19 protein-coding genes are annotated in these 18,979 nt (G+C 54.8%); 7 read left to right on the forward strand and 12 right to left on the reverse strand.

What is annotated here, in order from left to right; translation table 11 throughout:
- Positions 1–14: 14 nt before the first annotated feature.
- A complete protein-coding gene (locus IEV97_RS06235; RefSeq protein WP_188500649.1) occupies positions 15–1,289 on the reverse strand; it encodes a hypothetical protein in 1,275 nt (424 codons plus the stop codon).
- Between the two features lie 185 nt (positions 1,290–1,474).
- Here IEV97_RS06235 and proS point away from each other — a divergent pair, with 185 nt between their 5' ends.
- The 3 genes from proS (at position 1,475) to floA (ending at position 4,633) form a co-directional block, all read left to right on the forward strand.
- On the forward strand, positions 1,475–2,953 hold the full coding sequence (proS, locus tag IEV97_RS06240) for a proline--tRNA ligase (RefSeq protein ID WP_188500650.1): 1,479 nt from the start codon (positions 1,475–1,477) through the stop codon (positions 2,951–2,953).
- A 210-nt stretch (positions 2,954–3,163) separates the two neighbouring features.
- Positions 3,164–3,637, forward strand: coding sequence for an NfeD family protein (locus tag IEV97_RS06245; RefSeq protein ID WP_188500651.1), 474 nt, complete (start codon positions 3,164–3,166; stop codon positions 3,635–3,637).
- A 9-nt stretch (positions 3,638–3,646) separates the two neighbouring features.
- A complete protein-coding gene (gene floA / locus IEV97_RS06250; protein ID WP_188500652.1) occupies positions 3,647–4,633 on the forward strand; it encodes a flotillin-like protein FloA in 987 nt (328 codons plus the stop codon).
- A gap of 279 nt (positions 4,634–4,912) precedes the next feature.
- Here the strand turns inward: floA and IEV97_RS06255 are convergent, their stop codons facing one another.
- Positions 4,913–5,749 carry a hypothetical protein gene (locus IEV97_RS06255; RefSeq protein WP_188500653.1) on the reverse strand — a complete coding sequence of 279 codons (837 nt, stop codon included), beginning with the start codon at positions 5,747–5,749 and terminating at the stop codon, positions 4,913–4,915.
- Between the two features lie 98 nt (positions 5,750–5,847).
- Between IEV97_RS06255 and IEV97_RS06260 the strand changes: the two genes are divergently transcribed.
- Together IEV97_RS06260 and chrA are read left to right on the forward strand one after the other, a co-directional pair.
- Positions 5,848–6,831 carry an isopenicillin N synthase family dioxygenase gene (locus IEV97_RS06260; protein ID WP_188500654.1) on the forward strand — a complete coding sequence of 328 codons (984 nt, stop codon included), beginning with the start codon at positions 5,848–5,850 and terminating at the stop codon, positions 6,829–6,831.
- A 65-nt stretch (positions 6,832–6,896) separates the two neighbouring features.
- The gene (gene chrA, locus IEV97_RS06265; RefSeq protein ID WP_188500655.1) at positions 6,897–8,066 is read left to right on the forward strand and encodes a chromate efflux transporter; all 1,170 of its coding nucleotides are present in this window, start codon (positions 6,897–6,899) and stop codon (positions 8,064–8,066) included.
- Between the two features lie 94 nt (positions 8,067–8,160).
- Here the strand turns inward: chrA and rfbA are convergent, their stop codons facing one another.
- The 6 genes from rfbA to prmC form a co-directional block, all read right to left on the reverse strand.
- On the reverse strand, positions 8,161–9,036 hold the full coding sequence (gene rfbA / locus IEV97_RS06270) for a glucose-1-phosphate thymidylyltransferase RfbA (protein WP_188500656.1): 876 nt from the start codon (positions 9,034–9,036) through the stop codon (positions 8,161–8,163).
- Between the two features lie 112 nt (positions 9,037–9,148).
- Complete coding sequence (rfbC, locus tag IEV97_RS06275; protein WP_188500657.1) at positions 9,149–9,700, reverse strand: dTDP-4-dehydrorhamnose 3,5-epimerase; 552 nt, start codon at positions 9,698–9,700, stop codon at positions 9,149–9,151.
- A gap of 15 nt (positions 9,701–9,715) precedes the next feature.
- Positions 9,716–10,765 carry a dTDP-glucose 4,6-dehydratase gene (gene rfbB, locus IEV97_RS06280; protein WP_188500658.1) on the reverse strand — a complete coding sequence of 350 codons (1,050 nt, stop codon included), beginning with the start codon at positions 10,763–10,765 and terminating at the stop codon, positions 9,716–9,718.
- Positions 10,766–10,773: 8 nt separating this feature from the next.
- Positions 10,774–11,799, reverse strand: coding sequence for a UDP-glucose 4-epimerase GalE (gene galE, locus IEV97_RS06285; protein WP_188500659.1), 1,026 nt, complete (start codon positions 11,797–11,799; stop codon positions 10,774–10,776).
- Between the two features lie 58 nt (positions 11,800–11,857).
- A complete protein-coding gene (locus tag IEV97_RS06290) occupies positions 11,858–12,295 on the reverse strand; it encodes a PH domain-containing protein (protein WP_229733825.1) in 438 nt (145 codons plus the stop codon).
- Between the two features lie 162 nt (positions 12,296–12,457).
- Positions 12,458–13,312 carry a peptide chain release factor N(5)-glutamine methyltransferase gene (gene prmC / locus IEV97_RS06295; RefSeq protein ID WP_188500660.1) on the reverse strand — a complete coding sequence of 285 codons (855 nt, stop codon included), beginning with the start codon at positions 13,310–13,312 and terminating at the stop codon, positions 12,458–12,460.
- 229 nt (positions 13,313–13,541) lie between these two features.
- On the opposite strand from prmC, the gene ribD reads away from it, so the two are divergent.
- Positions 13,542–14,594, forward strand: a complete 1,053-nt coding sequence (gene ribD, locus IEV97_RS06300; protein ID WP_188500661.1) for a bifunctional diaminohydroxyphosphoribosylaminopyrimidine deaminase/5-amino-6-(5-phosphoribosylamino)uracil reductase RibD — start codon at positions 13,542–13,544, stop codon at positions 14,592–14,594.
- A gap of 78 nt (positions 14,595–14,672) precedes the next feature.
- A complete protein-coding gene (msrC, locus tag IEV97_RS06305) occupies positions 14,673–15,155 on the forward strand; it encodes a free L-methionine (R)-S-oxide reductase MsrC (RefSeq protein ID WP_188500662.1) in 483 nt (160 codons plus the stop codon).
- 88 nt (positions 15,156–15,243) lie between these two features.
- Here the strand turns inward: msrC and IEV97_RS06310 are convergent, their stop codons facing one another.
- The 4 genes from IEV97_RS06310 to IEV97_RS06325 all read right to left on the reverse strand — a co-directional run bounded on the left by IEV97_RS06310 (position 15,244) and on the right by IEV97_RS06325 (position 18,967).
- On the reverse strand, positions 15,244–15,828 hold the full coding sequence (locus tag IEV97_RS06310) for a hypothetical protein (protein WP_188500663.1): 585 nt from the start codon (positions 15,826–15,828) through the stop codon (positions 15,244–15,246).
- Position 15,829: 1 nt separating this feature from the next.
- On the reverse strand, positions 15,830–16,642 hold the full coding sequence (locus IEV97_RS06315; RefSeq protein WP_188500664.1) for a metallophosphoesterase family protein: 813 nt from the start codon (positions 16,640–16,642) through the stop codon (positions 15,830–15,832).
- A 245-nt stretch (positions 16,643–16,887) separates the two neighbouring features.
- Positions 16,888–17,571: a phosphatidylserine decarboxylase family protein gene (locus tag IEV97_RS06320; protein ID WP_188500665.1), complete on the reverse strand. Its 684-nt coding sequence runs from the start codon at positions 17,569–17,571 to the stop codon at positions 16,888–16,890.
- Positions 17,572–17,692: 121 nt separating this feature from the next.
- A complete protein-coding gene (locus IEV97_RS06325) occupies positions 17,693–18,967 on the reverse strand; it encodes a Glu/Leu/Phe/Val family dehydrogenase (RefSeq protein WP_188500666.1) in 1,275 nt (424 codons plus the stop codon).
- Positions 18,968–18,979 lie beyond the last annotated feature (12 nt).

Genomic DNA, 18,979 nt, shown 5'->3' on the forward strand with positions numbered 1-18,979 from the left:
TTAGCTATTTGTGGTTAGTTTCCTCCTCTACCCGGGCGGCCACCGCCGCTGGAGTTAGTTCGTGCCGGAGGGCTTGATGTACCAGAGTTTCTGGATGGCGGAGAGTAGCTCGGCTGCGAACGCTGCACCGGCTCACTGCGCTGGTAACTTGGTTGAGAACGTTGCACCGGCTGGCTGCGCTGGTAGCTTGGCTGCGAGCGCTGTACTGGCTCGCGCTGAATCTGCTGACGCTGCACCGGCTGCTGCTGTATTCTTTCCTGGCGTTGCGTAGGCTGCTGTATGCGCTGCTGGCGCTCCCGTGGCTGCGTAGCTGGCGACACATACTCTTCTCTCGACTGATTCATGCGCTGCACAGGCTGCTGACCTTCCGGTTGCTGGCGCGATGGCCTCACCTGGCCGCTCTGCGGATCATAACCACGGTTCGTAGTCGCCGGTCTGGCTGGCAAAGCACGACCCGTGTTTTCTCCTGCATTGATCTCCTGGCTTCTTGAGTTCGTATTGCCGTTGGTACGTTCTGTTCTGCTTGGGCGGGCATAGTCTGCACCTTGTGTGCGCTGTTCGTTGCTAACTGCTTCTGATCGGTTTGGTCGGCCCGTTACACGCTCCGGGTTGCCCGTTGCAGGCACCACACTGCGCTCGCCACGCGGTCCGTACTGCACCTGACGCGGCTGCACCACTACCGGACGGTCGTAGATAAAGCGGTTGCCGCCGTAGTAGCCTCGGTTATAACCATGATAGTAGCCGGCATAGTAGTTGTTGTACGGCCAGTACCTGTTACCCCAGAATGGATCATACATACCGTAATGGTGTCCCCAGCGGTTCCAGCCAGAGCCCCAGCCCATGCCTAATCCGATGCTCACGCGCAGACCGCTTCTTCTGTGCATGAACGGATCATACATGAAAGGATCGTAGAAGGGGTCATAATAGTAAGGATCATAATACGGACTTACCCCGCGGTGAACGTACGAAGTCGTCCAGTACGGGTCCACATAGGCGTAGTTTGGTGTGTTCCAGGTTGCCTGCGGACGATAGGTGCGTCCGTCGTAGTACTCGTCGGCGGCGTAGTTCTGAGTCACATCGCCAGTGGCGGCCTGCTGGTTTTCCTCGGCAGAAGCGTACTGCTGCTGTTGGGGAGCCTGGGCCTGAGGCTGCACATATTCGGTACGGTCTGATGAGCTGTAATACATATCATCATACTCCGTCGACTGCATAGCTACCGGGCTGCTGCAACCAACCGCGAAAAGTGCAATCACAGGGGCTATTGCGGTGTATAGGTTTATTTTTTTCATGGCCTTCTGTGTTTCTAAAATGCTTCTATATCAAAGATATAAACACAATAGCGCAAAACCTTATCAATAGTATAATATATTAACGTAATTTTGGGCCGGAATGATTTTAAATCTTCTCTATGCGAAGAGCAATATCCATTCCAAAAAGATTTACAATTAGAGATATACAATAAATAATTTTAAAAATGAGTAAAGGGCTGCCAAAAAGAAGCGAAGACTACTCCTTATGGTATAACGAACTGGTGAAAAAAGCCGGTCTGGCGGAGAATTCCTCCGTTCGCGGCTGTATGGTGATCAAGCCATACGGATTCGCCATCTGGGAAAAAATGCAACGTCAGCTAGACGATATGTTCAAGGCCACGGGCCATGAGAACGCCTACTTCCCGCTGTTCGTGCCCAAGAGCCTGTTCGAGGCCGAGGAGCAGAACGCCGAAGGCTTTGCCAAGGAGTGCGCAGTAGTGACGCACTACCGTCTGCAATCAGACCCTGACAAGCCCGGCAAACTGCGCGTAGACCCGAATGCTAAACTCGAAGAAGAGCTGATTGTTCGACCAACTTCTGAGGCCGTGATCTGGGACACGTACAAAGGCTGGATCCAGAGCTACCGCGACCTGCCCTTGCTCATAAACCAGTGGGCGAACGTAGTGCGCTGGGAAATGCGTACGCGTCTGTTCCTGCGCACGACGGAGTTCCTCTGGCAGGAGGGCCATACGGCTCATGCCACCGCTGAGGAGGCTATCGCCGAAACCAGGCAAATGCTGGAGGTATACGCCACCTTTGCCGAGCAATACATAGCCCTGCCGGTTATACGCGGGGTAAAAACACCAAACGAGCGCTTCGCCGGCGCCCTTGACACGTATTGCATCGAAGGTTTGATGCAGGATGGCAAGGCTTTGCAGGCAGGCACATCCCACTTCCTGGGCCAGAACTTTGCAAAGGCTTTTGATGTGAAGTTCGCCACCAAAGAGGGCGGGCTGGAGTACGTATGGGGCACTTCGTGGGGTGTGAGCACGCGCCTGATGGGTGCGCTTGTAATGGCTCACTCCGACGACGAAGGCCTGGTGCTTCCTCCAAAACTGGCTCCTATCCAGGTGGTGATCGTGCCGATTTACAAAGGCGAAGAGCAACTGGCCCAGATCAGCGAGAAAGTAGAGCAACTCCGGAAAGAACTGATGGCCAAAGGCATCAGCGTGAAGTTCGACAACCGCGACACCGAGCGTCCTGGCTATAAGTTTGCTGAATGGGAGCTGAAGGGTGTGCCGGTGCGCATCGCTATCGGTGCCCGTGACCTGGAGAACGGCACGGCCGAAGTCGCCCGCCGCGACACCAAGGAGAAGAGCACGCAGCAATTCGACAGCCTGGCAACCTACATCCCTGCCCTGCTCGACGAGATACAGGCAAACATCTACAACCGCGCGCTGACCTACCGGGAGGAGAACACGACCAAGGTAGACAGCTACGAGGAGTTCAAGCAGGTGCTCGACACCAAAGGCGGCTTTGTGCTGGCCCACTGGGACGGCACACCGGAGACCGAAGAGCGCATCAAAGAAGAAACCAAAGCCACGATTCGCTGCATCGCCCTGGATACTCCTGAAGAAGACGGCGTGGACATGATCACAGGAAAGCCATCGAAACAGAGGGTATATTTTGCTAAGGCTTATTAATTGTTAATTGTTGATTGCTGATTGTTTTCGGCAGATAATCATAAAAAGCGTCGCTTTCCGGATAGGGAGGCGGCGCTTTTGCTTTACGGTTATCCAGGTTTTCGCTTGATGCTATGCCTACGTATAACCTTCTACTCTGTCGTCATCCAACAATTAACAATCAACAATTATCAATTATTTGCTATATTTACCTAAACCTACTCCGAAACTATGCTCTTAGACTGGCTTACAGTAGTGCTGCTTATAGGCATCGGTCTTGTCCTGATCGTGGTGGAGCTCATCTTCGTACCGGGCGTCACCATTGTGGGCATTCTGGGTTTCATACTGGTAGCCGTGGGCATCTGGATCAGCTATGCTGCTCTGGGTACCGAAACAGGGCATCTTGTACTGGCCGGATCGGTACTGGCTGGTGGAATAGCACTTTTCTATAGCTTCAGATCGGAGGCCTGGTCACGGTTTGCGCTCAAAGACAGCAACAAAAGCCGGGTGAACGAAGAAACGCCCCATTTGCTGGAGGTTGGTGAAGAAGGTATAACCGTATCGGCGCTTCGACCTCAGGGCACGGCCATTTTTAAGGAGCGGCGCCACGAAGTGCAGACAACCGGCACCTTTCTGCCACCCAACACTCCCGTGCGCATCATCAAAATAGTAGCGAATAAAATCACAGTAGAAGCAATTACCTAAAACAACTCAATGGAAAATTTTTCAATTTTATTCCTGATTGCGGGCGGCATCATCCTGCTGTTCATCTTCTTATACTTTGTGCCGATCAGCCTCTGGATCACGGCCCTTTTCTCGGGCGTAAAGGTTGGCCTGCTGGAGCTCGTGTTCATGCGCATCCGTAAGGTGCCGCCAAGCCTCATCGTCAATTCCATGATCAACGCCACCAAGGCAGGTATAGACGTGACCACCACGGAGCTCGAAACCCACTACCTGGCCGGCGGTAACGTACCCAATGTTATCCGGGCGCTCATCTCAGCTGACAAAGCCAATATCCCGCTCTCTTTCAAGCAGGCCACTGCCATCGACCTGGCAGGCCGCGATGTGTTTGAAGCCGTGACTACCTCGGTAAACCCGAAGGTGATCAATACACCCAATGTGGCCGCGGTAGCCCAGGATGGTATCCAGCTCATCGCCAAAGCCAGGGTAACGGTGCGCGCCAACATCATGCAGTTAGTAGGTGGCGCCGGTGAGGAGACTATTCTGGCCCGTGTGGGTGAAGGTATCGTGACATCCATCGGTTCATCCGCGTCGCACAAGAGCGTGCTGGAAAACCCCGATATGATTTCGAAACTGGTGCTACAGAAAGGCCTCGATGCCGGCACAGCTTACGAAATCCTGTCCATCGATATTGCCGACATTGACGTAGGGGAGAACATTGGTGCCAAGCTGCAGATTGACCAGGCAGGCGCCGACCTGAAAGTAGCCGAGGCCAAAGCCGAAGAGCGCCGTGCCATGGCTGTTGCCGTGGAGCAGGAAATGAAAGCCAAAGCCCAGGAAGCACGCGCCTCCGTAATTGCGGCCGAGGTAGAGATTCCGCAGGCCATCGCAGCTGCCTTCCGAAGCGGCAACCTCGGCATCATGGACTACTACAAGATGCAGAACATCCAGTCCGATACTGACATGCGCAACTCCATTGCCAACCCAAGCCAGGGCGGGCAGAACAAGCCGAAGGAGTAAAGCTTTTGCTCACAAAACAACAGCGGCTATACCTGCATCAGGTATAGCCGCTGTTGTTTTTGGCGCATGCTTATTGCCCGTATGCTCCCTACCTACTCTCTCCCTGGCGCTAAACCACACGACTTAGCTGGGGGCGGTGTTTGGCCTCATCATCCAACCAACCTGTCGGGTGACATGCTCTCATGCTAATATCAAAAGCTATACCTATACCTGCTAAAAACAAAAGCCCGTGACGCATTCTGGCCACGGGCTTTCGTTCTTTATAATGTGTTCTAAATCCTAGCTTTCTTTCAGCGTGATGGTGCGCGTTACGGTATTGTAAGGACCAGGTATAACGGCGCCGGCGTTGTTGATCAGCTCCAGCTTGATGGTTGTTTCGCCCATCGGCAGGCCCTCGATGATGTGCGGCATCCACTTGTCCAGGATAAACTCGTTGCCATTGATCGTAGCGCGCACCTTGTTGCCGGTCGTCGACAGGTCGGTGTTCACCAGGTAGAAGTCCAGCATGATGCGGCGGGTGTCGCTGCCTACGTACTCGCCCTTCGGACGGCTGTAGAACATGTGCTGCCCCTTCATGTCGAACTCCATGCGTTGCTGTGGTCTGCCCACTGTAACCATACGCAGGTCATAGGCACCTTTGTGCTTCAAACTCTCGTGGTAAGAACGCGAAATGAAAGATAGCACCACGTGCTCACCTTCCTCCATTTCTTTCGTGAAGGAAGTCTCGTAGTGGGCCGTGTAAGGCTCGTTGTCAACAATGTTGTGAATGTGCTGTCCTTCCTTTGAGTTAGCCATAAACTCCGAATTAGAGTGAGGCGTCATACGCGTAAGCTGGAAGTTAGACAGTTCGTATACAAACTCTACCGGGCCAGGCTGCACTACGCCGTTCTCAGGAGGAGTATTCAGTCGCAGCTGGGACTCAGGGTATTTCTGCGAATCGTCGAAAGCAAATACACGCAATCCGCCTTTGCTCATCACGGCTCCCGTAGGCGTTGGCCCTGTGGTGGTGGCCATTACCGGGGTGCGTGTTTCATCATCCTGCATCTGGCGTGTGGTGTCGCAGGAAGCAAAAGCCAGCATAAGGGCCGAAGCAAAGAGTAAGTAGGTTTTTTTCATCTAGAGGGGGTTTGAATTAGCAAATAGCCAATATACTGTTTTTATTTGTATATTGCGCACTACGTAATATTAACGTAAAAGTATACAAAAAAGACTATATGAGCGAGATTTTGTTTGATGAAGTTCCTTCATTGGACCTGGCTGATTTTACATCGGGGGATGAGGGACGCAGAGCGCGTTTTGTGCAGGAGTTGGGAAACGCTTATCAGAACATTGGCTTTATCGCCCTGAAAAACCACGGCCTGAGCGATGACCTGACCGGAAGACTCTACGCCGCCGTGAAGAAATTTTTTGCCTTGCCCGATGAGGTGAAGCAAAAGTATGAAAACCCTGAACTTGCCGGCCAGCGTGGCTACGTGGGCAAGGGTAAGGAGAAGGCCAAAGGCTTCAACACCGGCGACCTGAAAGAGTTCTACCATGTGGGTCAGGAGCTGAGCGGTATTCCGGACAACGACCCGATCAAGGCAGAATATCCGGAGAACATCTGGCCAACCGAAGTGCCGGAACTGAAAGATACCACCCTGGAGGCTTACACGAAGCTGGAGGCAGCCGGCAAGCAGGTACTGCGCGCTATCGCCATCCACCTGGGCCTGGAGGAAACGTACTTCGACGAGAAAGTGAAGTATGGCAACAGCATTTTGCGCCCGATCCACTACTTCCCGATCGAAAACCCGGACAGTGTGCCGGCTGATGCCGTGCGTGCCGCAGAGCACGGCGACATTAACCTGATCACGCTCCTGATGGGTGCCAGCGCCGACGGTCTGCAGGTGCTGCGCCGCGATGGCAAGTGGATCCCGATCACGGCCCTGCCTGAGCAGGTGGTGGTAAACGTGGGCGACATGCTGGCCCGCCTGACCAACAACAAGCTGAAGTCGACCATCCACCGTGTGGTAAACCCGCCGCGCGAGCTGATGCATACCTCCCGCTACTCTATTCCGTTCTTCATGCACCCGCGTTCCGAAATGGACCTGACCTGCCTGGAGAGCTGCATTGACGAGCAGAACCCAAAAGCCTATCCGGATGCCACTGCAGGTGAGTACCTGAACGAGCGCCTGGTGGAACTGGGGCTTAAAAAAGCTTAACTGAACTGAAACCAGTAAGAAGAGAGATGGTGCCCGCGCCGTCTCTCTTTTTTTGAACCCACGGCATGAGTCTGCGCTACTACATCTTCCTGAAAGACGTACTATTGCTCGCCCTGACCTCGTTTGGCGGACCGCAGGCGCATATCGCTTTGATGCTCCGGCTGCTGGTGAACAAGCGCCGCTACTTAACGGAGCAGGAACTCATCGAACTCAACGCCCTTTGCCAGATTCTGCCTGGCCCCACCTCCACCCAAACCCTCACGGCTATTGGTTACCGCATCGGCGGACCCAACCTGGCTTACCTCACCCTGCTGGTATGGCTGCTGCCAGCTTCTACTATCATGGCTTGCGCCGCGCTGGGCATTTCCTACATGCAGAAGAACAATATCTCGCTTGATTTTCTGCGCTTTATACAGCCCATGGCGGTTGGTTTCGTTTCGTATGCGGCCTATGCCATCAGCTCCAAAGTAGTCAACACCAAGCTAGCCATTGGCATCATGGTGGTCTCCGGTATACTGGCCTACTTTTTCCACTCTCCCTGGGTATACCCGCTGCTCCTGATTTCCGGGGGGGCTATCACGGCGCTCCGCTTCAGGCAGCACCCGCAGGAAAAGGACAAAAAACTCCGCATACAGTGGGCAAACTTTATACTCTATGTAGGGGTGCTGATCGTGGCAGCCGTATTGGGCGGGGCGACCTCGTCCCTTCCGATCAGGCTCTTCGAGAACTTTTACCGCAACGGCAGCCTGGTATTTGGTGGCGGGCAGGTACTCATCCCCCTGATGTTCACCGAGTTTGTTGACTTTAAGAAGTATCTAACAGGCGAAGAGTTTCTGTCCGGTTTCGCGGTGGCGCAGGCCCTTCCCGGACCCGTATTTTCTTTCTGCGCATTTATCGGCAACCTGGCCATGCGGGAGCATGGGGTGTGGGGGCAGTTACTGGGCTCACTAGTCGCTACGGTCGGCATTTTCCTGCCCGGTACCTTCCTGATCTTCTTTGTGATCCGCTTCTGGGACGACCTGAAAAAATACAGGGTCGTTCGGGCCTCGCTGGAAGGCATTAATGCCGTCAGTTCAGGCATGGTGGTGGCGGCAGCCATTATGCTCTACCATCCCATAGACAATACCCCGCTTAACTTTGGCATTGTCGTGGCCACTTTTTGTGTGTTGCTTTTCACCCGTATACCCGCGCCCATCATCATTCTGGTAGGCTTTGCGCTGGGTTTTATATTTTAAGGCTCGCTGTACCTTGGCATCAGGGTATACCTCAAAAAAAGCTGCCCATGCGTTTGCACAGGCAGCTTTCTTGTTTATTCTATAGAGTCTATACCTATCGGATTGTCTTTTCCTTCATGATGCGGAGCAGATACTCCCCGTAGCCGCTTTTTCGGAGCGGCTCTGCTACGGCCTTCAGCTGCTCGTCCGAGATGAAGCCCATGCGCCAGGCCACCTCCTCGATGCAGCCGATCTTGAGCCCCTGCCGCTCCTCGATCACCTGCACAAACGTGGCCGCCTGCATCAGCGACTGGACCGTGCCGGTGTCGAGCCAGGCCGTGCCGCGGTTCAGCACCCCGACCTTCAGCCTGCCCCGCCGCAGATACTCGCGGTTGACGTCCGTGATCTCGTACTCGCCCCGCGGGCTGGGCTCCAGGCGCTTGGCAATTTCAACAACGTCATTGTCGTAGAAGTAGAGGCCCGGCACGGCGTAGCTGCTCTTGGGCTCCGCGGGCTTCTCCTCGATGGAGACCGCCCTGCCCTGCTCGTCGAACTCGACCACGCCGTAGCGCTCCGGGTCCTGCACATGGTAGGCGTACACCACCCCGCCGTCCGGGTCGGCGTTGGCCTGCAGCAGCTGGCTCATGCCGGCGCCGTAGAAGATGTTGTCGCCCAGCACCAGCGCCACCTTGTCCCGCCCGATGAACTCCTCCCCGAGCACGAAGGCCTGCGCCAGCCCGTTGGGCACCTCCTGCACAGCGTAGCTGAAGCGGCAGCCGATGCGACTTCCATCGCCGAGCAGCCGCTCGAAGAGGGGCAGGTCGTGGGGCGTGGAGATGATTAGTATCTCCCGGATACCCGCCAGCATCAGCGTGGAGAGCGGGTAGTAGATCATGGGCTTGTCGTAGACGGGCATGAGCTGCTTGCTCACGGCCAGCGTCAGGGGGTGGAGTCGGGTGCCGGAGCCCCCGGCCAGGATAATGCCTTTCATTTGTCTTCCGTCAGTTTTTGTGTTTGATGCTCGGGCGGGGTCTACACGAGTTCCGCCCGGGCAAAGGTAATAAAATCCCCGGCAAGGGCTGCTCGCCCCGCCTGAGCGGGCATCAGAGGCTATGTCTGAACTCAGCGAATGTCCCGCTCTCCCTGTCCTTTGCGGACACGATCAACTCGGCCGGGTCGATCCCCCAGTCGATGCCCAGCTCCGGGTCGCTGTAGAGGATGCTGCCCTCCGACTCCCTGTGGTAGTAGTTGTCACACTTGTAGAAGAACTCGGCCTCCCGGCTGAGCACCGCGAAGCCGTGGGCGAAGCCGCGCGGGATGAAGAGCTGCAATTTGTTTTCGGCGCTGAGCACCACCGAGAAGTGCTCCCCGAAAGTGGGCGAATCCGGCCGCAGGTCCACGGCCACGTCAAGCACCTCGCCCCGCAGCACCCGCACCAACTTAGCCTGCGCGTACGCCCCGCGCTGGAAGTGCAGCCCGCGCAGCACGCCGCGGGTGGAGTGTGATTGGTTGTCCTGCACAAAGCGCACCTCTTTTCCCACCAAGCTGTTGAACCGGCTTTCGTTGAAGCTTTCAAAGAAGTGGCCCCGCTCGTCTGCGAAGACGGCCGGCTCCAGCAGCAGGCAGTCCCCCAGGTATGTCTCCTTTACTTTCATGTCTCGTCTCCTCCCCTATCTCTCCCCGTACTGCTGCGCGTAATACTGCTGGTAGTGGCCGCTTGTCACTTCCTCCAGCCAGGCCTCGTTCTCTAGGTACCAGTCCACGGTCATGCGCAGGCCCTCCTCGAAGGTCACCGACGGTCTCCAGCCCAGTTCCTCCATCAGCTTGGAGGAGTCGATGGCGTAGCGGGCGTCGTGGCCGGCGCGGTCCTTGACGAAGGTGATCAGCTTCCGTGAATCGCCCGGCTCGCGGCCCAGCCTCTCGTCCATCACCTCACAGAGCAGCTCGATCAAATCGATATTGCGCCACTCGTTCACCCCGCCCACGTTGTAGGTCTCCCCCACCCGGCCGCGGTGGAAGATGGCGTCGATCGCCCGGGCGTGGTCCTTGACGTAGAGCCAGTCGCGCACGTTCTCGCCTTTGCCGTACACGGGCACCGGCTTTGCGCTCTTGATGTTGTGGATCGCCAGCGGGATCAGCTTCTCGGGGAAGTGGTTGGGGCCGTAGTTGTTGGAGCAGTTCGAGAGCTTGACCGGCAGGCCGTAGGTGTGGAACCAGGCCCGCACGAAGTGGTCTGAGGCGGCCTTGGAGGCCGAGTAGGGCGAGCGCGGGTCATACGGTGTCTCTTCCGTAAACAGGCCCTCGGCGCCCAGCGAGCCGTACACCTCGTCGGTGGAGACGTGGTAGAAGAGCTTGCCCGCGTAGTCGCCGGCCCAGGCGCGGCGGCAGGCCTCCAGCAAATTCACCGTGCCGATGACGTTGGTCTCGACGAAGGCCATGGGCCCGGCGATGGAGCGGTCCACGTGCGACTCGGCCGCCAAATGGATGACGGCGTCGAACTTGTGCTCGGCAAAGAGCTGCTCCAGGTACGAAGCGTCGGTGATGTCGCCTTTCAGGAAGGTATAGTTCTCCCGCGACTCCACGTCGGCAAGGTTCTGCAGGTTGCCCGCGTAGGTCAGGGCGTCGAGGTTGAAGACGCGGTAGTGGGGGTAAGACTCTACGAAAAGCCGCACCACGTGCGAGCCGATGAAGCCCGCCCCCCCGGTAATAAGTAAGTTCATGTTATAGATTATTCTTCTGTTTTCTGTAAATGCATCTGCCAGTCCCAGGCGCTCTTCATGGCTTCTTCCAGGGTGCTGGTGGTCTTAAAGCCTAGCTCTTCAGTGGCTTTGGTTACGTCAGCGTATATTTTTGGCACGTCACCTGAGCGGCGGGGGCCGATCTTGTAGTTGAGCTTCTCGCCGGTGGCACGTTCAAATGCCTGCACCGCTTCCAGCACCGTGTTGCCTGTGCCTGTTCCCACGTTGAAGAACTCGATGTTTTCAGCCTTGCCGGACAAGAGCCTCTCAATCGCCACTACGTGTGCTTTGGCCAGATCGACCACATGCACGTAGTCGCGGATACAGGTACCGTCCGGGGTGTCGTAATCGTTGCCGAAGATGGTGAGCTGCTCCCGTATACCTGCGGCCGTTTGGGTGATAAAGGGCACCAGGTTGTTCGGAACTCCTAACGGCAGCTCGCCTATCTCAGCGGAAGGATGCGCTCCGATCGGGTTAAAATAGCGCAGCGCAGTCGTGTACATGTCGCTGCCGCTTGTTGCCAGATCCGACAGGATCTCTTCACAGATCTTTTTGGTGTTGCCGTAAGGAGAATTCGCTTTCTGCACTGGGGTCTGCTCCGTTACCGGCAGCTCGGCAGGTATACCGTACACCGTGCAGGACGAGGAGAACACCAGCTTATTCACATTAAACTCTTGCATCACCTGCAGCAGAGCCACCAGCGAGCCCACGTTGTTGTGGTAGTACTTGAGCGGCTCTTCTACCGACTCACCTACCGCCTTGTAAGCGGCAAAATGGATAACGCCCGCTATACCTGTTTCCTGCTCAAAAAACCTGCGCAACGCTGCCGTATCCGTACAGTCGATGCGGTGGCAGGTTACTTCGCGGCCCAGAATTGCAGCTATACCTTGTAGGGAACGCTCTTCAGTGTTAGAGAAATTGTCGATGATGACGGGTTCATAGCCTGCCTGTACCAGCTCTACCACGGTATGGGAGCCAATATAGCCCGCCCCTCCTGTCACTAAAATTTTCTTCATATGATTTGTTTTCAAGCTTTTCTAAAGCTTTCTGGTTTTGTAGCCGCCTGTTGGCAAACTACCGTTTAACAACTTGTATGTTTCGGTTGATCGACAACAGATCAGCGATCACTTCCTGGTTACTCTCCGGCGCAATATATATCTCATCAAAGCGGTTGTACTTAATCACCAGTCCATTTCGGGCTAACGCCGGCTTCATCCCTACCCAACTTGTTTTCCCTTCCTCTATCAGGGTAATGCTCTCCACCGCTACTGCACCTTTCCAGGGGCCGGACTTATACCTAAGCCTGCCATCCTGGAGCCAATAAACAGTGCCAAAGTAGATCCAGGCGATAAGCACAATCGGTGCCAGCAATGGCAGGAGCATGTAGGGTCTCGCTGCAAAAGCCTCCCTGTCGAGCAGGAAGACGGCGACCGGCAGCAAGAGCATCCCGATCAATAGAAATTGGATCAGGCCTTTCCGGTTAGCTGCGTATACCTTGGGCTCGCTCATCATATCACGTTTACTGTACCCTTTAAGCTATACCTGACTTCACACGCCTATTCTGCTCTATAACGGGCCTTCACAAAAATATAATATTAAATTGTATTTATAGTTACGAGTGGCCTGGCCACAGCGGTATTGCCGGAGAAGATACTGCAAAACAAAAGAGGGATTTTACAACTCTCCTTTCACGATTCTGTCTTTGCCGAAAAGGTCCTGCACCACCTGCGCCTGCGTGAAACCTGCCTGTAACAGCAATTGCCGCACTTCCTCGCCATACTGCTCGTTTATTTCGAAGTATAGCCGGCCGCCCTTCTTGAGTAATTCTACCCCTACCTCCGCAATGCGTCTGTAATATTTCAGCGGATCCTCGTCGGGCACAAACAGGGCCAGATGGGGCTCAAACGCCAGCACATTGGCGCGCATCAGGGCCTTCTCCTGCTCTTTCACATAGGGTGGGTTGCTCGTGATGATGTCCAGGGAGTGAGGTGCTATACCTTGAATCGGATCGAAAACATCCTGCTCCAGCCAGGCCACCGGCAACCTATGCTGGCGGGCGTTGGCGCGGGCTACCTTTAGCGCTCCTTCCGAAACTTCCAGCCCGTATACCCTATCGGTCAGTAGATGAGCGGCCAGCGCCAAAGGGATGCAGCCGCTGCCGGTGCAGATGTCGAGCACCTGCAAACCGCTGCGTCCCTGGTGTTCGCGCACTACCAGCTCCACCAACTCCTCTGTTTCGGGGCGGGGTATCAGCACGCGTTCGTCCACCTGCAGATCGAGGCCGTAGAAGTGGGCGGTGCCGAGCACGTACTGCACCGGTTCCTGCTTTTTTAACCGCTCCACCGCCTGTTGCACCTGCGCCTCCTGCTCCGGCTCCAGTTCTTCCTGCTGGGCCAGGCTCAGCTGCATGCGGCTTTTCCGGAGCACATGCTCCAGTACCAACTGTGCGATGGCGCCGGCCTCCGGTTCAGGGAAAGCCTCCTGTATGTTTTCGCGGATGTGTTGAGATGTTTGCTGTATGGTGGCCACAGGTATAGGTTTTGTGTGATTTTAGGTACCTTTGCAAAAGTAAAATTTTATTGCGTATAAGTACCCGGACGAAAGAACTTTAGACAAAGGAAGTAAGCCTTTTAAGTATAAAACCGCCTATACCTAGACACTATAATACAACCAGGTATAGCGCCAAAACTTAATATCATAAGATCCTATTCTTTTAACTTTCTAACTTTTTAACTTTCGCCTTTCTAACTTCTTAAACTTGACTGACGAACTGTACATGCGGCGTGCACTGGAACTGGCCAGGCTGGGCAGTGGCTATACCTACCCCAACCCGATGGTGGGCTGTGTGGTGGTGCACGAGGGGCGTATTATCGGGGAGGGCTGGCACCGCGTGTTTGGTGGGCCGCATGCTGAAGTCAATGCCATTGCCAGTGTGCAGAACAAAAGCCTGCTGCCCAAAAGCCGGGTATATGTCACCCTGGAGCCTTGCTCGCACTTTGGCAAAACGCCGCCTTGTGCCGATTTGCTGATCAGCAGCGGCGTGCGCGATGTGGTGGTTTGCAACACAGACCCTAACCCCAAAGTAGCCGGACGCGGCATCAGGAAGCTGTTTGAAGCGGGAGCACGGGTAAAAGTGGGTGTACTGGAAAGCGAAGGACTGGAACTGAACAAGCGCTTCTTTACTTTCCATACTCAGAAGCGGCCTTACATCCTGCTGAAATGGGCCGAGTCGGCTGACGGGTTTATCAGCGGACCCAACAACCAGCAGGTGCAGATCAGCGGACCGCTCTCGCGCAGGCTCGTGCACAAGTGGCGCTCCGAGGAGCAGGCCATCATGGTGGGCAGCCACACAGCCGCCTGCGACAACCCCCGCCTCGACACCCGCTTCTGGCCCGGACACAGTCCACTGCGCGTGGTCATCGACCGCCAACTGCAACTGCCCGGACACCTGCATTTGTTCGACAAAACCCTGCCAACCGTGGTGTATACCTACCAGCAAAAAGAGCAGCAGCACGAGCACCTGGCTTATGTGCAGCTCCGCGAAGATGAGCCGCTGCTACCTCAGCTGCTGCAGGACCTGCACCGACGCCAGGTATTGTCGCTGCTGGTGGAAGGTGGCACTTACCTGATCAAAAGTCTGTTGAAGGAAAACCTGTGGGACGAAGCGATCTGTTTCAAGAGCCAGACTTGTGTGCTGCGCGATGGCACGCCGGCTCCGGGTATGGCGCACAGCCAATTGCTCGAAGTGCAGTCCGCTGGCACAGACAGGCTTTTGCATTACCGTAACAGTATTTCAGAACTTAACTTTTAAACCCTGCGCAGGAGTGCTATCCCGTTAATCAGGTATAGATTATCTCCGCCGCGCACTTATACCTATACCTTACTCCTTATGGCTGAATCACTTATAGTAGACCAGAATCTAACAAAAGAAGAAAAATACAAGTCACTCATACCGCAGATCGAGGCACTCGTAACCGGCGAAACCGACCTGATCGCCAACCTCTCCAACATGATGGCCGCCCTGCGTCAGGGTATGGGCTTCTTCTGGGTGGGCGTGTACTTCAACAAAGAGGGCCAGCTGGTGCTGGGTCCGTTCCAGGGGCCGGTGGCCTGCACCCGTATCCCTTATCACAAGGGCGTATGCGGTGCCTGCTATACCCGCCGCGAAACCATCCTGGTGCCGGATGTGGAGGCTTTCCCGGGTCACATCGCCTGCAGCAGCGACTCCAAGTCTGAGATCGTGATACCGGTGATAAAGGACGGAGAGGTGAAACTCGTGCTGGACGTGGACAGCGACAAGCTCAACGACTTTGACGAAGTAGACCAGCAATACCTCGAGCAGCTGATGAAGCTGGTGGAAAGCTGGTATTAAAATTCATTGTTGCCAAAAGGAATGGCCTTCTCTCTGCTTCGGGGGAAGGCCATTCCTTTTAACTTGATGTGTTAAAGTAGTTCCACGTCTATAATCTCAACCGTACCCCCAGCGCCAGGTTAAAGATCTTGCCCGGACTCAGGTATTTTGGGTTCTGAATGTATGAGATGAGGTACTCTGCGCTGGAGTTCACCTCATAGTACAACCCGAACCGTTGCAGCTTCTCCACACGGGTAAAATCCACCTGGCCACCCAAGGTCAGGAATAGGTGCAGCGCCGTCGGGAATCCGTAATAGCCTCTCTCGTATTTATCGCGTGGTTCCACAATAAAGTACTGCTCCCCGAAGGTATAGCCCAGCTGCAATCCTGTGCGCAACGGCTGCCAGTCCAGCGACCTGACAGGTATAGCTTTGAAAGGTATGGCTGTGGCCTTAAGTGCGGCCGTCCAGATGTGGTCTCCGCCAATTTTCTCCGGCAGGTAGCCTATAAACAAGTCCGTCTCCAGCTTCTCGTGAAAGAAGCTCCGCCCTATACCTACCGATGCAAACCCAATGCTGCCCGCATACTGCACCTTGGCATGGTACGGCGAAAATGGCGTTTCCTGGCTGTGCGATGCCTGAGGGCTAAGCAGTAGCAGCAGGCTAACAAGCGCTATGACAAAGATCCGCTCCATGTCAGTAGGCAATCCGCTTATAATCGTAGCCTCCCTCCCATACCCTCAGGTGCGTGAATTCGCGCTGCTTCACAGTGGAGGTAGCCAGGTATAGCAGGGTAGAATCGTAGCGGAAGTCAGCTCTGAAGCTATGAATATGCCCATGCAAACTCAGTTGTACCCGCTCACTATCCTTCAACGTGCTGTGGAAGGCCCTTTCCAGATTCTTGTCAAAATCGTTGTCGTAAGGTGGTATATGCGACACCGCAATGGCCTGCTGCCACGTGTCACCCTGCTGGTGGAGTAGTTGCCTGCCCATCCAGTCGATGTCAGGCACTTTGCCGTTGTAGTTGTACTCCATGCTGTTGGTGTCGATGAATACAAAGCGGGTGTGGCCGTAGTCGAAGCTGTAGTTAAAGTCGCCGTACATCTGCTGGTATACCTTGCGCCCGTTGGCCAGCAGGTCGTGGTTGCCGACTACCGTCAGGTAGGGCCACTTCAGCCCTTTCATGATATCATGCACCCACCGGAATTCCTGCGACATGCCGAAATCAGAAATATCGCCCTGGTGAATGACTAAGTCGATGTAGGGGAAAGTATTGGCTTTGTCGACAAAGGCGCTGGCCGCGTCATAGAAGCGCTGGGTGTCGCCCATCACGAGCAGGTGCAGCGTATCGCCGGGCTGCTGGTTTTGCAATCGGGCCAGGTTGCGTGCGGTAAGGTTACGCTCGTCTTCGTTTAGTATTATCTGATTCGGATGGTATTCGAACAACTCTTCGCAGGCCGGAAGTATAGCCAGACTCAGTAAAAGTAACAGGAAATAAAAATTTCTCATAGGTGCAATTGGCGCCGTCATCATGCTTTTGTCCTAACGCTTTTCAAGGAAGAATGTTAGTCGCCAGCTCGACGGCTGCAATTTCATACCGCAATTTAATGTTTAAACTTCAAACTTGCCTCCGAACGGCTCCATAAATTTATGAGCGGTCCCGCTCAGGTATAGCCTATCAGCAAAAAGGCCCTGCCGGAGATCGTCTCTGGCAGGGCCTTTTTATGTCTTTGCTTGTAAACTGGTTATTGATCTTATCCGAAGAAGGTTGGGGTTTCGGTCTTGAGCTGGGCAATGACGGTCTGGCCGCCTTTGGTTTTCTGTCCGAGCTCCACTTTCACTTCCGTGTCAAGCGGCAGGAAGATGTCCACGCGCGAGCCGAACTTGATGAAACCGAACTCCTCGCCCTGGCTTACCTCATCGCCCTCGTTCACATACCACACGATGCGGCGCGCCATGGCTCCGGCAATCTGGCGGAAGAGCACCTCCGGCCCGGCAGTAGATTCTACTACTACCGTCGTGCGCTCGTTTTGTGTGCTCGACTTCGGGTGCCAGGCCACAAAGTAGTTGCCCGGGTGATATTTGAAGTAGCTCACGATACCCGAAACCGGGTTACGCGTGATGTGCACGTTGATCGGCGACATGAAAATCGAGATCTGCTTGCGCTTGTCTTTGAAGTATTCGGTCTCCTCTACCTCCTCGATCACCACCACTTTGCCGTCGGCAGGCGCCACGATCAGGTCTTCGTGCAATAACAGGTTGCGGTAGGGGCTGCGGAAAAACTGCAGAATGAGCAGGAAGAGCACTACCGAAACACCGGAGAAAATCTTGTTGAAGGTATTGTTGTCAGCGTTGAAATGGTACAGCAACAGGTTGAGTACCACCAAAATCAACAGTGTAAAAAATAGAATCCTTCTTCCTTCTTTATGAATTTTCATCCGTGAAAACTAAATGCTACAGGTCCTTTATAAGTTATAATAGCCCATCCAGTTCAGTAGATGGGCTATTATCTGTTCCAAAATTATATAATCTTTCGATTATTTTACTAAAAATCTTCGCTTAGAAGCCGCCGCGGTACTTATACGTCATGGCCACCTTGTCAATCGCCACAATGTAGGCAGCAATACGCATCGGCACGTTGTACTTCTGCGAAGCGGCGTACACGCGCTCAAACGACTCATTCATGATGCGCTCAGCACGTTCGTTCACACGGTCCAGCGTCCACTTAAAGCCCATGCGGTTCTGCACCCACTCGAAGTACGACACCGTTACACCACCGGAGTTGGCCAGAATGTCCGGCACCACCATAATGCCCTTCTCGTTGATGATGTTGTCGGCTTTGTAGGAAGTAGGGCCATTGGCACCTTCCACGATCAGGCGAGCCTGTATCTGGTCCACGTTCTTGATCGTGATCACGTCTTCCACAGCGGCAGGTACCAGCACGTCCACTTTAGAAACCAGCAGCTCGTCGTTGCTGATTTTCTCGGCGTTCTCGTAGCCCTCCAGTCGGCCTTTATTGTTGTTCTTGTATTCAATCGCCTCTTCGATGTCGATGCCGTTGTCGTTCCAGTAGGCACCGCTCACGTCGCTCACACCAAGGATCTTCACACCACGCTCCGACATCAGCTTGGCAGCCCAGGCGCCCACGTTGCCGAAGCCCTGTATCACGGCTGTTGATTTGGCCGGGTCCATGCCCAGTTTGTCCATAGCCGCCATTGCCGACACCATCACACCACGACCGGTTGCCTCTACACGGCCAAGCGAACCGCCCAGCACAAGGGGCTTGCCCGTTACTACCGCGTGTATGGTGGAGCCTTTCATTCGGGAGTATTCGTCCATCAGCCAGGCCATTTCGCGCGGACCGGTACCCATGTCAGGCGCAGGAATATCCTGGTCCGGGCCGAAGGTATCCACCAGCGCCTGGGTATAGGCTCTGGTCAAACGCTCCATTTCACCGGCAGACATCGAGAAAGGATCGCAGATAACGCCCCCTTTGGCGCCACCGTACGGGATGTCCACCACGGCGCACTTCCAGGTCATCCAGGCGGCCAGGGCCTTCACCTCGTCCAGGAACACATCCGGCGCAAAGCGCACACCACCTTTGGACGGGCCCAGGATGGTGGAGTGAATAACACGGTAACCTTCAAATACGCGTACTTTTCCATCGTCCATTGTAACAGGTACGTTTACGATCACCTGGCGCGTTGGCGTCTTGAGTACGTTGTAAACTTCCTCATCCAACCCCAGTATCTCTGCCGCGATGTTGAAACGCGACATCATCGATTCAAATGGGTTCTCCCTGTCCTTTATCGGTGCTGGCTCTTTGTATAACATTATTTTTAAGCT

This window comes from Pontibacter amylolyticus (assembly GCF_014638845.1).
GTDB classification, from domain to species: domain Bacteria; phylum Bacteroidota; class Bacteroidia; order Cytophagales; family Hymenobacteraceae; genus Pontibacter; species Pontibacter amylolyticus.

Excerpts from the sequence above, each read along its gene's own strand:
- msrC (WP_188500662.1), top strand. The coding sequence starts at position 14,673 with ATGGCTGAATCACTTATAGTAGACCAGAATCTAACAAAAGAAGAAAAA.
- IEV97_RS06315 (WP_188500664.1), bottom strand. The coding sequence starts at position 16,642 with ATGAGAAATTTTTATTTCCTGTTACTTTTACTGAGTCTGGCTATACTT.
- chrA (WP_188500655.1), top strand. The coding sequence starts at position 6,897 with ATGAGTCTGCGCTACTACATCTTCCTGAAAGACGTACTATTGCTCGCC.
- galE (WP_188500659.1), bottom strand. The coding sequence starts at position 11,799 with ATGAAGAAAATTTTAGTGACAGGAGGGGCGGGCTATATTGGCTCCCAT.
- floA (WP_188500652.1), top strand. The coding sequence starts at position 3,647 with ATGGAAAATTTTTCAATTTTATTCCTGATTGCGGGCGGCATCATCCTG.
- IEV97_RS06260 (WP_188500654.1), top strand. The coding sequence starts at position 5,848 with ATGAGCGAGATTTTGTTTGATGAAGTTCCTTCATTGGACCTGGCTGAT.
- IEV97_RS06255 (WP_188500653.1), bottom strand. The coding sequence starts at position 5,749 with ATGAAAAAAACCTACTTACTCTTTGCTTCGGCCCTTATGCTGGCTTTT.
- IEV97_RS06325 (WP_188500666.1), bottom strand. The coding sequence starts at position 18,967 with ATGTTATACAAAGAGCCAGCACCGATAAAGGACAGGGAGAACCCATTT.
- IEV97_RS06310 (WP_188500663.1), bottom strand. The coding sequence starts at position 15,828 with ATGGAGCGGATCTTTGTCATAGCGCTTGTTAGCCTGCTGCTACTGCTT.
- proS (WP_188500650.1), top strand. The coding sequence starts at position 1,475 with ATGAGTAAAGGGCTGCCAAAAAGAAGCGAAGACTACTCCTTATGGTAT.
- IEV97_RS06320 (WP_188500665.1), bottom strand. The coding sequence starts at position 17,571 with ATGAAAATTCATAAAGAAGGAAGAAGGATTCTATTTTTTACACTGTTG.
- IEV97_RS06290 (WP_229733825.1), bottom strand. The coding sequence starts at position 12,295 with ATGATGAGCGAGCCCAAGGTATACGCAGCTAACCGGAAAGGCCTGATC.
- rfbB (WP_188500658.1), bottom strand. The coding sequence starts at position 10,765 with ATGAACTTACTTATTACCGGGGGGGCGGGCTTCATCGGCTCGCACGTG.
- IEV97_RS06245 (WP_188500651.1), top strand. The coding sequence starts at position 3,164 with ATGCTCTTAGACTGGCTTACAGTAGTGCTGCTTATAGGCATCGGTCTT.
- IEV97_RS06235 (WP_188500649.1), bottom strand. The coding sequence starts at position 1,289 with ATGAAAAAAATAAACCTATACACCGCAATAGCCCCTGTGATTGCACTT.
- rfbC (WP_188500657.1), bottom strand. The coding sequence starts at position 9,700 with ATGAAAGTAAAGGAGACATACCTGGGGGACTGCCTGCTGCTGGAGCCG.
- rfbA (WP_188500656.1), bottom strand. The coding sequence starts at position 9,036 with ATGAAAGGCATTATCCTGGCCGGGGGCTCCGGCACCCGACTCCACCCC.